This window comes from Bradyrhizobium genosp. SA-4 str. CB756 (assembly GCF_000473125.1).
Classification (GTDB): domain Bacteria; phylum Pseudomonadota; class Alphaproteobacteria; order Rhizobiales; family Xanthobacteraceae; genus Bradyrhizobium; species Bradyrhizobium arachidis.
Map to the genome: position 1 here is coordinate 8313708 of NZ_KI421499.1, position 16446 is coordinate 8330153.

Here is a 16446-nt window from a genome sequence, read left to right on the forward strand (position 1 = left end):
CTTGCCGAAGCGGCAGCGGGGAGGCGCGGGCTGCCAGCCCAGCAAACAAGGTCATCGCCCGCGAAAGCGGGCGATCCAGTATTCCGCGACGGCAGTGATTGAATCGAGGAGCCGCGGCGTACTGGATTCCCCGCCTGCGCGGGGAATGACAGCAGAGGACGAGGTGACGTCCGCGCGCCTTGCTCGATTCTCGCCACACTCCGCGACGCTTGCGCGAGACGCGTCATTTGCCCCGTCGCTTCAAGCGCTTCGCACCATCCACCGCGCACAGCGCCTGATATCACCACCTACTGTGCATGGGGTTGTTTTCGCAGTTCGGTTTCGAGGCCTCGATGACCCCAGGCCGAAGCTACCGATTCCCGCCGAACAGCCGGTCCATCAGCCAGCCATCCAGGCCCGCGGCGGCCTCCGGCCGCACATTGGCGCGCGTCGGCGGTGGCGGGCGATAGCCGCCATTGCTGACTGGCGCCGGTGCAGGTCCAGGCGCGGCCGGTGTCGGCGGCGAGATCTGCGAGGCCGCTTGCGCAAGGTTCGAGAGGCCCCAGCTAGCTTGCGAGTTTGGCAAGGCCGCCACCGGCACGCCCTCATGCGCCGTCTTCATGAAGCGCGACCAGACCTCCACCGGCAGGCCGCCGCCGGTCGCCTTCTTGGTCGGCGAGTTGTCGTCATTGCCGAGCCAGACGCCGGTGACGAGGCTCGCGGTGTAACCGATGAACCAGGCGTCGCGGTAATCCTGGCTGGTGCCGGTCTTGCCGGCGGCCGGCCAGCCCGGGATCTCCGCCTTCTTGGCGGTGCCTGATATCAGCGTCTCCCGCATCATCGCGTTCATCATGCCGACATAGCGGGGATCGATCACCTGATTGCGCTCGTCCGGCTGGCGCATGTAGAGCAGCTTGCCGCTCAGCGTCCTGATCCGCGTCACCACATGCGGGGTGACGGCCAAGCCGCCATTGGCGAACGGCGCATAGGCGCCGACCAGCTCGACCACCGAGACTTCGGACGTGCCGAGGGCGATCGAGGCGTTGGGCTCGAGCTTGGAGGAGATGCCGAGCCGGTGCGCGGTGCGCACCACGTTCTTCGGCCCGACCTCGAGGCCGAGGCGGATCGCGACCGTGTTGAGCGACATCGCCAGCGCCTGGGTCAGCGTCACCGCGCCGAAATATTCATGGGTGTAGTTCTCGGGCTTCCAGCCCTTGACCTCGATCGGCGCGTCCTGGCGGACGGTGTCGGGCGTCAGGCCCTGCTCGAGCGCGGTCAGATACACGAACGGCTTGAACGAGGAGCCCGGCTGGCGCTTCGCCGTGACCGCGCGGTTGTACTGGCTCTCGGAATAGTTCCGCCCGCCGACCATGGCGCGCACCGCGCCATCGGGCGTCATCGCCACCAGCGCGCCCTGGCTGACATTGAACTTCACGCTCTTGGCCGCAAGCTCGTCGATGATGGCGGCTTCCGCAACGCTCTGCAGCTTCGGATCGATCGTGGTCTCGACCTTGATGCTCTCGTCGATCTGCCCGACCAGATCGTCCAGCACCTCGCCGATCCAGTCGGCGACGTAATTGACCGTGCCGGCGCCGGCCGGCTTCACATTGTAGGAGGGGTGGCCGATCGAGGCCTGCGCCTGTGCGTCGGTGATGAACTTCGCATCCGCCATCGCCGCGAGCACGATTTGCGCGCGCGCTTCGGCCCCTTCGGGGTTGCGGTTCGGGGCGAGGCGCGAGGGCGATTTGACGAGACCGGCCAGCATCGCGGCTTCCGCGACCGTGACGTTCTTCGCCGACTTGCCGAAATATTTCTGCGCGGCAGCTTCGACGCCGTAGGCGCCGGAGCCGAAATAGACGCGGTTCAGATAAAGTTCCAGGATCTCGTTCTTGGAGTGCTTGCGCTCCAGCCAGATCGCCAGCTCCGCCTCCTGCAGCTTGCGCTGCATGGTGCGCTCCTGGGTCAGGAACAGGTTTTTCGCCAGCTGCTGCGTCAGGGTCGAGCCGCCCTGCGACACGCCGCGATGGAGCACGTTGGTGACGAGGGCGCGCAGGATGCCGATCGGGTCGATGCCGAAATGCGAATAGAAGCGGCGGTCCTCGATGGCGATGAACGCCTTCGGCAGATAAGGCGGCAGATCCTTCAGCGCGACATTGGCGCCGGCCATCTCGCCGCGCTGCGCCAGCATGCTGCCGTCGATGCCGACGATCTGGATCGTCGGCGGGCGCTTGGGGATTTCCAGCGACTGGATCGGCGGCAGATGGGCGCCGACATAGACCACGACGCCGATCACGGCGATCACGCCCCACAGGCTCAGCACCGCGCCCCAATAGATGAGACGGCTGAGGCCGAACCCGCCGCGCGACTTCGACCTTCGCTTGGCGCCGCTGCGGCTTGGCTGAGCCTTCCGCTCGCGCGGCGGCTCCTCGTCGGGCTCGTCGGCTTTGCGCTTGGCGGATGATTTCGTGGACTTCTTCGGCGTGTCGTCGCCGCCGGGGATGCGGTCCGCGGCGGTCAGGCGCAGATCGGCGAGCGCCGCGGGCAAGCCGAACAACGGCTCCTTCCGCCCACCCTTCTTCTTTCCCCACGCCATACGCAAAACGCCCGGTCAGACCGCCCCGCCGCACGCTAGCGGTCGCTGTTTAAGGCCCGGTTACCCCGGCGTTAACGCGCGATTAGGAGATGCGGCATTCGCCCGCCGCAGTTCCGCTTCCGAGGCGTGGGAGTTAGGATCGAATGCATAAAGAAGAGGGAGTTCGCATGGGCCACATCGATCCGACCAAGGAGATCTTTGCGCAGTTCCGGGACAACGACCGCTCGGGCCCGATCCACATGCTCAACCTGGTGCGCCTGCGCAAAGAAGCCGCCTATCCCGACGGCCGCAAGGCGAGCGGCGCGGAGGCCTATGCCGCCTATGGCCGCGAGAGCGGCCCGGTGTTCGAACGCCTCGGCGGCCGCATCGTCTGGCAGGGCCGGTTCGAGCTGATGCTGATCGGCCCGCAGGAGGAACGCTGGGACCATTGCTTCATCGCGGAATATCCGAGCGTCGCCGCCTTCGTCGAGATGATCCGCGATCCCGTCTATCGCGAGGCGGTGAAGCACAGGCAGGCGGCGGTGGAGGACTCGCGGCTGATCCGGCACGCCGTGCTGCCGGTCGGGAAGAATTTTGGGGAGATACCGACTTGATTGCGGTGGAGCGAATCTCTCTCCACCGTCATGGCCGGGCTTGACCCGGCCATCCACGCCTTCGTGTTCAATCATTCCGGGGCGGCTCGGAGAGCAGAACCCGGAATCTCGAGATTCCGGGTTCGATGCTGTCGCATCGCCCCGGAATGACAGCGAGAGAACTAACCCGCCGGACCCGCATCCTCCAGGATCGGGCCGAACAGCTCCCAGCGCTCGCCGCTGAACTTCATCATCTGAAGCTGCTTGTTGACGCGGTAGTCGGTCGGCGAGGTGTTGGCCTTGATGCCGGGCAGCGCGGTGTCGCTCGTGACGTCCTTCAGCGAGGCCGCCTGCTTCATGACGTTCTCACGCGTCAGATCGTCACCACACTGCTTCAGCACATGCACCAGCAGCTGCGCCGTGCTGTAGCCGTAGGTGTTGAAGTTCGAGTCCTTGTCGCCGTCGGGATAGTACTTCGCCATGAAGTCGAAATACCTCTTCAGGCCGGGATCATCCTTCCAGGTCGGATCGAGCGGTTCCTTGCCGTAGTTGACGCTGATGAGGCCCTTGGCTGCCTCGAGGCCGGCCGGCTTCAGCACCGCGCCGACGGAGGTCGCGTTGATGTCGACGATCTGCACTGGATGCCAGCCCATTTCGGCGATCTTCTTGATCGCCTGCGCGGCCTGCTTCGGCGTGGTCGCGCTGAAGAACAGATCGGCGCCGGCGTCCTTGATCTTGAGGATCTGCGAATCGACGGTCGGATCGGAGACCTCGTAGGAGGCTTCGGTCACGATCATCTTGGCGGCCTTGTCGCCGAGGCCGGCCTTGAGGCCGTTCAGATAATCCTTGCCGAGGTCGTCGTTCTGATAGAGCACACCGATCTTGGCGTTCGGATGCTCCTTGAGAATGTACTGGCCGTAGATGCGGCCTTCGACGAAGTAGTTCGGATTGAAGCCCATGGTCCACGGAAAGTTCTTCGGATCGGTGAACCTGGAGGCGCCGGTCGCCGCGAACAGCTGCGGCACCTTCTTGGCATTGAGATATTTCTGCACCGCCGCGTTCACGGGCGTGCCGATGATCTGGAAGGTCAGCAGCACCTCGTCGCTCTCGACCAGCTTGCGGATCTGCTCCACGGCTTTCGGCGGCGAATAGGCGTCGTCGTATTGAATCAGGTTGATCTTGCGGCCGTTGATGCCGCCCTGGTCGTTGATCATCTTGAAATAGGCGGCCTGGGTCTTGCCGATCGACGAATAGGCCGACGCCGGTCCCGAAAACGGCATGGTCTGCCCGACCTTGATCTCGGTGTCGCTGGCGCCCGGATCATATTTCTTCTGGGCATTGGCCGCAGAGATCGACAGCGCGAGGGTCAGCGCCGTTGCCGTGGCCAGATGCAGTACTCCATTCCTCATTCGCAATTTCCTCAGTTTGTTATTGCAGGTGATCTGACCGGCGTGCACTCGCGCGTCGGACGTCACCGCTGAGGGCGAGTGTGGAGGAGGCGTTGTTGCGACGCAAGGTGGGGGAGGGCACGCAGTTCGTAGGGTGGGTTAGCCTTGCGGCTGCGCGAAGCGCAGTCCGCTGGGCGTAACCCACCACTTCTGCTTCCGCAGATCGAAATAGGGTGGGTTACGCTTCGCTAACCCACCCTACGTCATCGCTAACCCGACGGTCCGGTGTCCTCGATGATCGGTCCGAACAGCTCCCAGCGTTCGCCGTTGAACTTCATCATCTGCATCTGCTTGTTGACGCGGTAGTCGTTCGGCCCGGTGTTGATCTTGATGCCGGGCAGCGCGAAGCTCGGAGTGAAGTCCTTGATGTTGGCGACCTGCTTCATCACGTTCTCGCGCGACAGGTCGTCGCCGCATTGCTTCAGCACCTGGGTCAGTAGCTCGGCGACCGAATAGGCATAGGTGTTGACCGTGTTGAGCTTGTCACCCTCAGGGAAATACTTGTCCATGAAGGCGAAGAACGCTTTCACGCCCGGATCGTCCTTCCACTGGGGATCGCTGGGCTCCTTGCCATACTGGGTGGAGATGATGCCCTTGGAGATGTCGAGGCCGGCCGGCTTGAGGGTCGCTGAGATCGGGCTCGCATTGATGTCGAGGATATGCACGGGGTTCCAGCCGAGCTCGGCCACCTTCTTGATGGCTTGCGCCGCGAACTTCGGTGTCGAGGCATCGTAGAAAAGGTCGGCGCCCATCGACTTCAGTTTCACTACCTGCGAGTCCACCGTCGGATCGGTGACCTCGTAGGACACCTCGCCGACGATCATGCTGGCGGCCTTGTCGCCGAGGCCGCTCTTGAGCCCCGCGAGATAATCGCGGCCCATGTCGTCGTTCTGGTAGAGCACGCCGATCTTGGCGTTGGGATGCTCCTTGAGAATGTACTTGGCGTAGATGCGTCCCTCGGACACGTAGTTGGGGTTATAGGCGATGGTCCAGGGATAGTTCTGCGGGTCGTTGAAGCGGGCAGCGCCGGTCGAGGCGAGCAGCTGCGGGATCTTCTTGCCGTTGAGATATTTCTGCACGGCGGCATTGGCGGCCGTGCCGATGATCTGGAAGGTGAACAACACCTCGTCGCCTTCGACGAGCTTGCGCACCTGCTCGACGGTCTTCGGCGGCGAATAGGCGTCGTCATACTGGATGAGATTGATCTTGCGGCCGTTGATGCCGCCCTGATCGTTGATCATCTTGAAGTAGGCGGCCTGCGTCTTGCCGATGTTGGCGTAGACGGAGTAGGGGCCGGAGAACGGCACGGTCTGGCCGATCTTGATCTCGGTGTCGCTCGCACCGGTGTCATATTTCTTCTGGGCGAGAGCTTGGGTGGCGGAGAACGCGAAGGCGAGCGCCGCCGTGGCAGCTAGATAGGCTCTGCGAGTCTTCATGTTGGGATGTTCCTCCTGACGGAATTTTCCGGCCGACGGTCTTTTTCCCGTTGATTGCAACGGTCGCCATCGCTGCCGGAGAGTGTGGAGGAACGCGAGGTGCCGCGCAAGGATCGCGGCGCTGCGTTGTAGCGTCTCAGGTCAGGACTATTAAGCCAGGAACAATGCAGCCAGCGCGATCGCCGCCGGCAGCGCCTGCACGATCAGGATGCGCGTGCTGACGGTCGCCGCACCATAGGCGCCCGCCACGACCACGCAGAGCAGGAAGAACACCTTGATCTGGAACGCGAACGCGGGATTGCCGTGGACCAGACCCCAGATCAGGCCGGCGACGAGGAAACCGTTATAGAGCCCCTGGTTGGCAGCGAGCACCTTCGTGATCTCGGCCTTCTCAGGCGTATTGCGAAACACCTTCAGACCCGTCGGCTTGGTCCAGAGGAACATCTCCAGGACCAGGAAATAAGCGTGCAGTGCGGCGACCAGCGCCACCAGGACATTGGCGATCAGAATCAAGGTGAGCTCCCCCAAAGCGTCAGCTTTCGGGTGGACGTTAGCACGGCCGCCATGGCAAACGCGACGCTGTGTTTCGACGCCATGGTGCCGCAATGCCCGCTCGATCAACCAGACCGTCTGTAAGCTTCCGCCTCGATCGCCTGCCGACACCGATTGGGATCGCGCTACTCGTCACCGATGCCGAGGGCAATCTTCGTGCGCTCGATTGGGAGGATTACGAGCACCGCATGCGCGAGCTGTTGCGCCTGCATTACGGCGCGGTGGATCTGACCGATCAGCCTGCGCCCGCACCGATTCGGACAGCGCTGTCGCGCTATTTCGAAGGCGATCTTGCCCAGCTCTTGGGCATCGCGTGGCGGATCGCCGGCACGTCGTTCCAGCAGAAGGTCTGGACCGCGCTGGCAAAGATCCCGGCCGGCACGACGATGAGCTACGGCGCGATGGCCGCCAGGATCGAGATGCCGAAGGCCATTCGCGCTGTCGGCCACGCCAACGGCTCCAACCCGATCAGCGTGGTTCTGCCGTGCCACCGCCTGATCGGCGCGGATGGTTCACTGGTGAAATATGGCGGCGGGCTGGAGCGGAAGAGGTGGCTGCTGCGGCATGAAGGGGTGGAGGTCTGAGAGCCCGTTTCAGAATGTGTTGAGTGAACCGTGCCTACGACCGCACCGGCATCGTGGACACAGCCCGCCGTACCCGAATCCGTCAGACTTTTGAGGTCATCACTTTCTGCACTATTTTCCAGGTCCCGTTCACCTTCAAGCATGACAACAGGTCCGTGAAGGAACGCGGCGGAATGCGCAATCTGATTTTCAAAAGCGCAAGCTCTCTTTCAACGTCTATTGACAGGATCTGATCTTCTCGCTCGAAGCCCAGTTGCTTCGGAGCCTTCGTGTTGCGGACCACTGCTAGCCATGACGCAATCGGCGTCACGCCCACGTTGCCGTCCTCGGCGACCTTTGTCACGGAACTCGAGGGGTGAAAGATGGATGCAAATTTTTCAGCGTCCATTTCATAGGCGGCATCGAAATAGGTCTGCGCAAGGGAGCGCAAGGCGGGAACGTCCGTATCCATTGTCATCCTCAAAGCTGTTGCATCGAACTCATCGATGCGGCCCGGCGTCTACCTGTCTCGCAGAAAGCTGCGGCAGGTCGTCTCCGTGCTCGCGCAAAACCTACGGCAGGCTAACTTATGAGAATAGACGTCTTGATTGGCATGGCCTCATGAGTGATATTCATGATGATGACAAGCGAAATGAACGATCTCGCGACGTTTGCAATTGTGGCCCGTGAACGAAGCTTTACACGCGCTGCGATAAGGCTGGGTGTGTCTCAGTCTGCTTTGAGCCATACGATCCGGAGGCTTGAGCAACGGCTTGAGCTACAGCTGCTCGCTCGAACAACCAAGAGCGTTGCGCCAACCGCCGCGGGGGCTGCGCTCCTGGAAGACTTGTCTCCGGCGCTCGAGCAAATTCGTCATGCCCTCGACAAAGCCCGGAGCATTCGGCGCAGACCCGAAGGTCGCCTTCGAATTGTAATGTCGCGATCAGCTGCGGTGATGGTCTTGTTACCGCGGCTCAGAGCTTTCGCTGAGGCCTATCCTGACATCATTCTGGACGTGATCACCGTCACTGGCCCCGTGGATCTCGTTGCAGGCGAGTTCGATGCCGGTATCCAGCTCGGCGAGTACATTCAAAAGGACATGATCGCGGTTCGTGTCACGCCCGAACTGCGATTGGCGGTTGTGGGGTCGCCACGATATTTCGCTTCACGACGCATCCCCGAAAAGCCAAAAGATCTCAACGATCATCGGTGCATTACCCTGCGTCTTGCCGGCGGTCCATATCGGTGGGAGTTTGAGCAAGGTCGAAAGTCGGTCACGATCAACGTCAACGGCCCACTGATAATTGACGATACTCATCTGGTGATTCAGGCAGCGCTCGCTGGAGTTGGTATCGGGCTCGCCTATGAAGAGCAGGTCGCCGGATATATTGCGAAGGGCCGCCTTGTTCGGGTGCTGGAGGATTGGACGCCGCCAATTCCCGGCTTCTTCATGTATTATCCCAGTCGCCAGCATCAACCAGCCGCGCTGTCAGCACTGGTGAAAGCGCTACGGCACTCTGAACAAAAGCCGGCACGATGATTGGTAAGCGGTCTGGGCCCCTTAGCCGCGAGCGCGCAATGACGAGAGTCACGCCGCCGGCTGAACCGCCTTGTCGCCGGCCATCACATGCGTCAGCGCGCTCTTGATCGCGGACTGCCGCGTCGGCGCGTTGATCTGTGCGCCGAGGAGGTCGGTGACGTAGAACACGTCGCGGGCGCGCTCGCCGAAGGTCGCGACATGGGCCGAGGCGATATTGAGATTGAGCTTCGAGATCGCGGTGGTGAGCTCGTAGAGCAGACCGGGCCGGTCGAGGCCTGAGACCTCGATCACGGTGTAGCGGTCGGACCATTGGTTGTTGATGGTCACTTCCGGCTCGATCACGAAGGGGCGCGCCTTGCTGCGCACGGTGCGCCGCGCCACCACTTCGGGCAGGCGCAGCTTGCCCTCCAGCACGTCCTCGATCATCTCGCCGATGCGCGTGGCGCGCCGACCCTCGTCCTCGTCGCGGTCGTATTCCCTGGAGATCGAGATCGTATCGAGCGCGCGGCCGTCGGTCGTGGTGTAGATCTGGGCGTCGACGATGTTGGCGCCGGCCGAGGCGCAGGCGCCGGCGATGATCGAGAGCAGCCAGGGATGGTCGGCGGCGAAGATGGTCAGCTCAGTGACGCCGCGCACCTCATCGAAGCCGACATTGATCGCGAGCTTGTGGCCGGCCTGCTCGCTGGAACGGACGAAGCGGGCGTGGCGGATCTTGCGCGGCAGCTCGACCTTGAGCCAGTAGGCCGGATAGTGCCGGGCGATATAGGCATCGAGCTCGTCCACCGGCCACTCGGCGAAGGCGTTGCGGAATTCGGCGTAGGCGGCCGTGAGGCGCTTGCCGCGATCGACCTCGGAGAAGCCGCCGGTCAGCACCGGCTCGGTCTCGTAATACAGCGAGCGCAAGAGCTGCGCCTTCCAGCCGTTCCACACGCCCGGACCGACGCCGCGGATGTCGGCGGTGGTGAGGATGGTGAGCAGCTTCATCTGCTCGACCGACTGCACGACCGCGGCGAAATTCTCGATGGTCTTGCGATCCGAAAGGTCGCGCGACTGTGCAACCGTGGACATGGTGAGGTGCTCCTCGATCAGCCAGGCCACCAGCTCGGTGTCGGCCGGGCTGAAGCCGAGCCGCGGGCACAGCCGGCGCGCGACCTTGGCGCCGGCGATCGAGTGGTCCTCGGGCCGACCCTTGGCGACGTCGTGCAGCAGTGTCGCGATGTAGATCACCGCGCGGTGCTCGGGGCGGGTCTTGCGCATCAGGTCGCTGGCGAGCGTGAACTCCTCGATGCCGCCGCGCTCGATGTCCTGGAGGAAGCCGATGCAGCGGATCAGGTGCTCGTCGACGGTGTAGTGATGATACATGTTGAACTGCATCATCGAGACGATCTTGCCGAAGGCGCGAATGAAATGGCCGAGCACGCCGGTTTCGTTCATCCGCCGCAGCACGATCTCGGCGTTGTCCGAGGTCAGGATCTCCATGAACAGCCGGTTGGCCTCGGGATTCTCGCGCAGCTGCGCGTTGATCAGGCCGAGCGAGCGCGTCACGTCGCGCATCGCGTCCGGATGGAAGGCGAGGTTGTTCTTCTGCGCCAGGCGGAAGATGCGGATCAGATTGACCGGATCGTGCTTGAAGATATCAGGCGCGGCCACGTTGATGCGGTTGTTGTCGACGATGAAGTCGTCGCTGTCAGGCACGCGCCGCTTCGCCGGCGTCGGGCGCAGCCGCGCCATCATCCGGCTCAGGACCGGCGCGGGCTTGGCCTGCTGGTCCTCGAGCTTGGCGCAGAGGATGGCGGTGAGGTTGCCGACTTCCTTGGCGACCAGGAAGTAGTGCTTCATGAAGCGCTCGACATCCTGCATGCCGGGATGCGAGGTGTAGCCGAGCCGGATCGCGATCTCGCGCTGGAGGTCGAAGGAGAGACGCTCCTCGGCGCGGCCGCAATAGAAATGCAGATTGCAGCGCACCGACCAGAGGAAATCGGCGCAGCGGCGGAAGCTGCGGTATTCCTGCGCGTCGAACACGCCGCGCTCGACCAATTCGTCGGTGTCGCGCACGCGATAGACGTATTTGGCGATCCAGAACAGCGTGTGCAGGTCGCGCAGCGCGCCCTTGCCGTCCTTGACGTTGGGCTCGACCAGATAGCGCGACTGGCCGCCACGGCGATGCCGCTCCTCGCGCTCGGCGAGCTTTGCGGTGACGAATTCGGACGCGGTGCCCTGCACCACTTCCTTGTCGAAACGCGCGACCAGCTCGTCGTAGAGCGGCTGATCACCGGTGAGAAAGCGCGTCTCCAGGATCGCGGTGCGGATGGTCATGTCGCCGCGCGCCTGGCGGATCGATTCATCGACCGAGCGCGTGGCGTGGCCGACCTTCAGCCCCATGTCCCACAGGCAGTAGAGGATCGCTTCGGCGACCTGCTCGCCCCAGGCGGTCTGCTTGTAGGGCAGGATGAACAAGAGATCGATGTCGGACTCGGGCGCCATCAGGCCGCGGCCATAGCCGCCGGTCGCCACCACCGCCATGCGCTCGGCGCCGCTCGGGATCGGCGAGCGGTAGAGATGGCGCGTCGCCGCGGAGTACAGGATGCGGATGATCTCGTCCTGGACATGGCACAGTCGCTCGGCGCAGCGGCGGCCGTGGCGGTCCTTGAGCAGGATCGCCTGCGCCGCGGCGCGCGCCGCGATCAGCTCGGCCTTGAGCAACTGCGCGACGGCAGTGCGGAACGCGTCCTCGCGTCCCTCATGCTTTTCGGCAAGCGCATCGACCGCGGCTGTGATCCGCGCGGTATCGAAGCGATCGTCCACCTCAGGCTTCTGCTCAGTCGCGACGCTATCCATGTCTCACCGAATATGGGGTCTCATCGGATATAAGAGGTGACCCGCGCTGTCACCCGCCATTCTCAGGCAATAGTCGTTCCATGCTGGAAAAGGCCGGCCGGGAGCAAATTGTTCTCGCGCCGCAGGCTTTCAAGGGTCGGATTTTCTCGTTGACCTCTAGATATAACTCATTGAAAAACAATGAAGTTTTGGAGGAGGCTGGGCATGACCTGGATGACACGACGCATTCTGCTCGCGGGAGCCATTGCGCTCGCCGCGACCCCCGTGGCAAAGGCGGCGGACCCGCTCAAGGAGATCCGCATCGACTGGGCAACCTACAACCCGGTGTCGATGGTCCTGAAGCAGAAGGGGCTGCTGGAGAAGGAGTTCGCCAAGGACGGCATCACCATCACCTGGGTGCAGTCGGCGGGCTCCAACAAGGCGCTCGAATTCCTCAACGCCGGCTCGATCGATTTCGGCTCGACCGCGGGCTCGGCGGCGCTGGTCGCACGCATCAACGGCAACCCGATCAAGTCGATCTATGTCTATTCGCGGCCCGAGTGGACCGCGCTGGTGACAGGCAAGGATTCCAAGATCGCAAGCGTTGCTGATCTGAAGGGCAAGCGCGTCGCGGTGACGCGCGGCACTGATCCGCACATCTTCCTGGTACGCGCACTTCTCGGTGCCGGTCTCACCGAGAAGGACATCACGCCGGTGCTGCTCCAGCACGCCGACGGCAAGACCGCGCTGATCCGCGGCGACGTTGATGCCTGGGCCGGTCTCGATCCCATGATGGCGCAGGCCGAGGTCGAGGAAGGTGCAAAGCTGTTCTATCGCAAGGCCGACGCCAACACCTGGGGCATCCTCAATGTGCGCGAGCAGTTCTTGAAGGACTATCCCGACGCCGCCCGTCGCGTGCTCGCGGTGTATGAGGAGGCGCGAAAATATTCGCTGGCGAATTACGACGAGCTGAAGAAGACCTTCATCGCGGTGACGAAGCTGCCCGAGGCGGTCGTCGACAAGCAGCTCAAGGAGCGCACCGAGCTGACCCACAGCCGCATCGGCGCGCCCCAGCGCGAGTCGATCCTCGCCGCCGGCCTCGCGCTCCAGCAAGCCGGCGTCGTCGACGCCAAGGTCGACGTGAAGGCGACGCTGGATGCGCTGATCGACGACCAGGTCCCGCTGCCGACGAATTAGTAAGCGGCACGCCGGCGCAGCACATTCCGTCGTCGTCCCGGGGCGCGAAGCGAACCCGGGACCCCCACGCGAGCGCTTGCGCTCGTCGCCATAACCCCAGGGAGTGGTTGTGGTGCGCAGGCGTCACTCCGAGTCCCCGTAACCACATCGTCCTGTGGTTATGGGCCCCGGATCTGCGCTTCGCTTGCCCGGGGCGACAGCGGAGATTGCCTCGCGCCCTTGCATTCCCCGGCCAGACGCGCTTCCTACCGGCCATGATCTCCGACGCGCCAGTCCTGCAACAAACTTCGGAACCCGCCGAACGTGCCGCCGCGCCTTCGCGGCTGTCGCGCTACGGGCGGCCGATGCTGGGACTGCTGCTGCCACTGACACTCGCGCTCGGCTGGGAGCTGGTGGTCTGGTCCGGCTGGTCCAACGGGCGCCTGGTGCCGCCGCCCTCGCGCGTCTTTGCCACCATCAGCGAGCTCGCCCGCTCCGGCGAGCTGGTCCGCCATATCGCCGCGACGCTGTGGCGCGTCGGTCTCGGCTTTGCCTTCGGCGTGGTCGCGGGCACGCTGTTAGGTGCCATCTCCGGCTATTGGTCGCTGGCGCGGCGGCTTCTTGATCCCACGGTACAAGCCTTGCGCGCGATCCCCTCGCTCGCCTGGGTGCCGCTGTTCATCCTCTGGCTCGGCATCTTCGAGACCTCCAAGATCGCGCTGATCGCGGCCGGTGTGTTCTTCCCGGTCTATCTCGGCGTGATGGGTGCGATCCTCTCGGTCGATCGCAAGATCGTCGAGGTCGGCCGCACCTTCCGCCTCTCCGGCTTTGCCATGATCCGCCGCATCCTGCTGCCCGCGGTGCTGCCGGCCTATGTCGTGTCCCTGCGCGTCGGCCTCGGTCTCGGCTGGATGTTCGTCGTCGCGGCCGAGTTGATCGGCGCCTCCGAAGGCCTCGGCTATCTCCTGCTCGACGGCCAGCAGCTCGGCAAGCCCGCGCAGATACTCGCCGCCATCGTGATCTTCGCCATCCTCGGCAAGCTCACCGACTGGCTGATCGAGGTCGCAGCTGCGCCGTTCCTGCGCTGGCAGGACGCCTTCTCCCGCGCGAAGGGAGCGTAACACGATGCTAGCGCTCGACCGGGTCAGCAAGACCTATCCCAACGGCGTCGAGGCGCTGGCGCGCTTCTCCGCCCAGATCAGGCAGGGCGAGATCATCGCCATCATCGGTGGCTCCGGTTGCGGCAAGTCCACGCTGCTCCGCGCCATCGCCGGTCTCGACCGCGCCAGCTCCGGCGCAGTGACGCTCGACAGCGAAGCGATCTCTTCGCCGCACGCCAAGATCGGCATCATCTTCCAGGAGCCGCGGCTGCTGCCCTGGCTCAGCGTCGCCGACAATATCGGTTTCGGCCTTGCGGATCTGCCCGCGGCCGAGCGGCGCGAGAAAGTGGCGCGCGCGCTCGATCGTGTTGGCCTCGCCGACAAGGCGCAGGCCTGGCCGCGCGAGCTCTCCGGCGGACAGGCGCAGCGCGTCGCGATTGCGCGGGCGCTGGTGCCGCAGCCCGAGGTGCTGCTGCTCGACGAGCCGTTCTCGGCGCTCGATGCCTTCACCCGCAGGGATCTGCAGGATCATCTGCTCGACCTCTGGGCCGACACGCGCCCGACCTTGATCCTCGTCACACATGACGTCGACGAGGCCGTGGTGCTGGCTGACCGCGTGCTGGTGATGCGGCCGCGGCCGGGCCGGCTGTTCGACCAGATCGAGATCAATCTCGGCCGGCCGCGCGACCGCAATTCGCCGCTGTTCGAGACCTTCAAGCGGAGTGTGCTGACGTCACTCGACCGCTCGCTCGACCGCAGCGTGCCCGACCGTGACGCAACCCAGGGTCCCGGTCAGGCCATGTGGTGGTGACATTCGCTCCTTAAGCCGGTACATCGGCAGGCGTATTTTCCGGGAGAGAACAACATGGACGCCGCCGAACTGCGCCAGATGCAGGCCCCGATCAAGGAACGCTACAAGACCGATCCCAAGGCCGCGATGATCACGCTGAAGGCCAAGGGCTCCACCGACAGCGAAGGCATCGCCTGCAAGGTCGAGACCGGCCGCGCCATCGCGATGGCCGGTTTGCACCCCGCCACCGGCGGCTCCGGCCTCGAACTCTGCTCCGGCGACATGCTGCTGGAAGCGTTGGTCGCCTGCGCCGGCGTCACGCTGAAATCGGTGGCGACCGCGATCGAGGTGCCGCTGAAAACCGGCAATGTCTATGCCGAGGGCGATCTGGATTTCCGCGGCACGCTCGGCGTCGACAAGGAGACCCCGGTCGGCTTCGCGGAGATCCGCCTGCGCTTCGAGGTCGACACCGATGCGCCGCAGGACAAGCTCGACCTCCTGCTCAAGCTCACTGAGCGCTATTGCGTGGTCTACCAGACCATCAAGAACGGCCCGAAGGTTTCGGTGTCGATGCAGCGGATGTGACGCGAGGGCCCTAACCCAACAATCGGCGTCGTCCCGGGGCGCGCCGCTTGGCGCGAGCCTGGGACCCCTAACCCCAGGCCGTAGTGACTTCAGACGGGTCGTAGCTCCAGCTCTTCAACCACCACGGCCTGTGGCTATGGATTCCGGGCTCGCGCTTCGCTTGTCCGCGACGACAAAAACAAAAAAATGTCCCTCGACCTCCACTTCATTCTCATTCTTCTCCTGCGCATGGCGATCGCGGCGGCGTTCGTCGTGTCGGCGTCGATCATCACCGAACGTTCCGGTCCGGTGATCGGCGCGCTGGTGGCGACGCTGCCGATCTCGGCCGGGCCGTCCTATGTCTTCCTCGCGATCGACCATGACGCAGCCTTCATCGCGCAAGGCGCGCTGGCGAGCCTTCCGGTCAACGCGGCGACGATCGTCCTCGGGCTCACCTATGTCGTGCTGGCGCAGCGGAACAATCTGCTGGTGAGTGTCGGAAGCGCGGTCGCGGTGTGGATCGTGCTGGCCTCCATCATTCGCCTGTTCGACTGGAGCTTGACGGCCGGCCTTGCCGTGAACCTGGTCGCCTTCGGCATCTGCATTCCTCTGCTCGCAAAGTACCGCCACGCGAAGATGCCGCTGGTGACGCGCCGCTGGTACGACATCCCGTTCCGCGCCTCGCTGGTGGCGACGTTGGTTGCGATCGTGGTCTCGACCTCGGGCTGGGTCGGCCCGCGGGTGAGCGGCGTCATCGCGCTCTACCCGATCGTGTTCACCAGCATCATGGTGATCCTGCATCCGCGCATCGGCGGTCCGCCGACCGCCGCCGTGCTCGCCAATTCAGCCTGGGGGCTGCTCGGATTCGGCATGGCGATTGCTGTCATGCACGTCGCGGTCGTGTGGTTTGGCTCCGCCATCGGCCTGTGCCTTGCACTCGCAACCTGCATCGTCTGGAACCTGACGCTGTGGACGATCGGGCGTCGCGCGAAGCATAGGATGCGGCACGCGCCGTGAGACGACGGGCGTTGGTGACATCACGCCGCGAATGCCCAATCGGCGTGTCGCCATCATTCGATGCGCGCCACGTCTTCAAGCTGTTGAATGACAAGCGTCATTTCAGATCGCGTCGCGACTTTTGCCGAATTTTCCCGGAAAATCGCGATGGTTTTGCAGTACTGCCGCTGCTGATTTCCGACAACTCTATTAGAACTTTATTCGACCTTTTCGCCTAGCATCGTGTTTGCGTACCCGCTTCCGCCGTCGCCGGCGTGAAACTTGTCCGATTTGTAGCCGATTGTGCGGACCTGCGGGAT

The 16446-nt window shown here is 63.9% G+C and carries 15 protein-coding genes; 9 read left to right on the top strand and 6 right to left on the bottom strand.

The annotated features are described in order from the left end of the window. Positions 1–349 precede the first annotated feature (349 nt). Positions 350–2572: a transglycosylase domain-containing protein gene (locus BRAGE_RS0140220; RefSeq protein WP_027563296.1), complete on the bottom strand. Its 2223-nt coding sequence runs from the start codon at positions 2570–2572 to the stop codon at positions 350–352. A 167-nt stretch (positions 2573–2739) separates the two neighbouring features. Between BRAGE_RS0140220 and BRAGE_RS0140225 the strand changes: the two genes are divergently transcribed. Further along, positions 2740–3165 carry a DUF1330 domain-containing protein gene (locus BRAGE_RS0140225; protein WP_027563295.1) on the top strand — a complete coding sequence of 142 codons (426 nt, stop codon included), beginning with the start codon at positions 2740–2742 and terminating at the stop codon, positions 3163–3165. A 161-nt stretch (positions 3166–3326) separates the two neighbouring features. On the opposite strand, the gene BRAGE_RS0140230 is transcribed toward BRAGE_RS0140225, so the two are convergent. The 3 genes from BRAGE_RS0140230 to BRAGE_RS0140240 all read right to left on the bottom strand — a co-directional run bounded on the left by BRAGE_RS0140230 (position 3327) and on the right by BRAGE_RS0140240 (position 6535). After that, positions 3327–4553 carry an ABC transporter substrate-binding protein gene (locus BRAGE_RS0140230; RefSeq protein WP_027563294.1) on the bottom strand — a complete coding sequence of 409 codons (1227 nt, stop codon included), beginning with the start codon at positions 4551–4553 and terminating at the stop codon, positions 3327–3329. 248 nt (positions 4554–4801) lie between these two features. Then, the gene (locus BRAGE_RS0140235; protein WP_027563293.1) at positions 4802–6028 is read right to left on the bottom strand and encodes an ABC transporter substrate-binding protein; all 1227 of its coding nucleotides are present in this window, start codon (positions 6026–6028) and stop codon (positions 4802–4804) included. A 150-nt stretch (positions 6029–6178) separates the two neighbouring features. Then, complete coding sequence (locus BRAGE_RS0140240) at positions 6179–6535, bottom strand: DUF1304 domain-containing protein (RefSeq protein ID WP_181411744.1); 357 nt, start codon at positions 6533–6535, stop codon at positions 6179–6181. Positions 6536–6633: 98 nt separating this feature from the next. On the opposite strand from BRAGE_RS0140240, the gene BRAGE_RS0140245 reads away from it, so the two are divergent. Continuing rightward, positions 6634–7164 carry a methylated-DNA--[protein]-cysteine S-methyltransferase gene (locus tag BRAGE_RS0140245; protein WP_027563291.1) on the top strand — a complete coding sequence of 177 codons (531 nt, stop codon included), beginning with the start codon at positions 6634–6636 and terminating at the stop codon, positions 7162–7164. A gap of 82 nt (positions 7165–7246) precedes the next feature. Here BRAGE_RS0140245 and BRAGE_RS0140250 read toward each other — a convergent pair whose 3' ends face one another. After that, entirely contained in the window at positions 7247–7615 is a 369-nt protein-coding gene (locus BRAGE_RS0140250) for a nuclear transport factor 2 family protein (RefSeq protein WP_027563290.1), read from the bottom strand. Between the two features lie 165 nt (positions 7616–7780). On the opposite strand from BRAGE_RS0140250, the gene BRAGE_RS0140255 reads away from it, so the two are divergent. Continuing rightward, the gene (locus BRAGE_RS0140255) at positions 7781–8683 is read left to right on the top strand and encodes a LysR family transcriptional regulator (RefSeq protein ID WP_027563289.1); all 903 of its coding nucleotides are present in this window, start codon (positions 7781–7783) and stop codon (positions 8681–8683) included. A 48-nt stretch (positions 8684–8731) separates the two neighbouring features. Here the strand turns inward: BRAGE_RS0140255 and BRAGE_RS0140260 are convergent, their stop codons facing one another. Beyond that, positions 8732–11521: a [protein-PII] uridylyltransferase gene (locus BRAGE_RS0140260; RefSeq protein WP_027563288.1), complete on the bottom strand. Its 2790-nt coding sequence runs from the start codon at positions 11519–11521 to the stop codon at positions 8732–8734. A 213-nt stretch (positions 11522–11734) separates the two neighbouring features. Between BRAGE_RS0140260 and BRAGE_RS0140265 the strand changes: the two genes are divergently transcribed. The 6 genes from BRAGE_RS0140265 to BRAGE_RS55395 all read left to right on the top strand — a co-directional run bounded on the left by BRAGE_RS0140265 (position 11735) and on the right by BRAGE_RS55395 (position 16365). Beyond that, positions 11735–12697, top strand: coding sequence for an aliphatic sulfonate ABC transporter substrate-binding protein (locus tag BRAGE_RS0140265; protein WP_416207806.1), 963 nt, complete (start codon positions 11735–11737; stop codon positions 12695–12697). Positions 12698–12951: 254 nt separating this feature from the next. Beyond that, complete coding sequence (locus BRAGE_RS0140270; protein ID WP_027563286.1) at positions 12952–13797, top strand: ABC transporter permease; 846 nt, start codon at positions 12952–12954, stop codon at positions 13795–13797. Positions 13798–13801: 4 nt separating this feature from the next. After that, a complete protein-coding gene (locus BRAGE_RS0140275; RefSeq protein ID WP_027563285.1) occupies positions 13802–14587 on the top strand; it encodes an ABC transporter ATP-binding protein in 786 nt (261 codons plus the stop codon). Between the two features lie 54 nt (positions 14588–14641). Continuing rightward, on the top strand, positions 14642–15151 hold the full coding sequence (locus BRAGE_RS0140280; RefSeq protein ID WP_027563284.1) for an OsmC family protein: 510 nt from the start codon (positions 14642–14644) through the stop codon (positions 15149–15151). Between the two features lie 186 nt (positions 15152–15337). Then, positions 15338–16147 carry a hypothetical protein gene (locus BRAGE_RS0140285; RefSeq protein ID WP_027563283.1) on the top strand — a complete coding sequence of 270 codons (810 nt, stop codon included), beginning with the start codon at positions 15338–15340 and terminating at the stop codon, positions 16145–16147. A 14-nt stretch (positions 16148–16161) separates the two neighbouring features. Continuing rightward, a complete protein-coding gene (locus BRAGE_RS55395; protein ID WP_141263456.1) occupies positions 16162–16365 on the top strand; it encodes a hypothetical protein in 204 nt (67 codons plus the stop codon). Positions 16366–16446 lie beyond the last annotated feature (81 nt).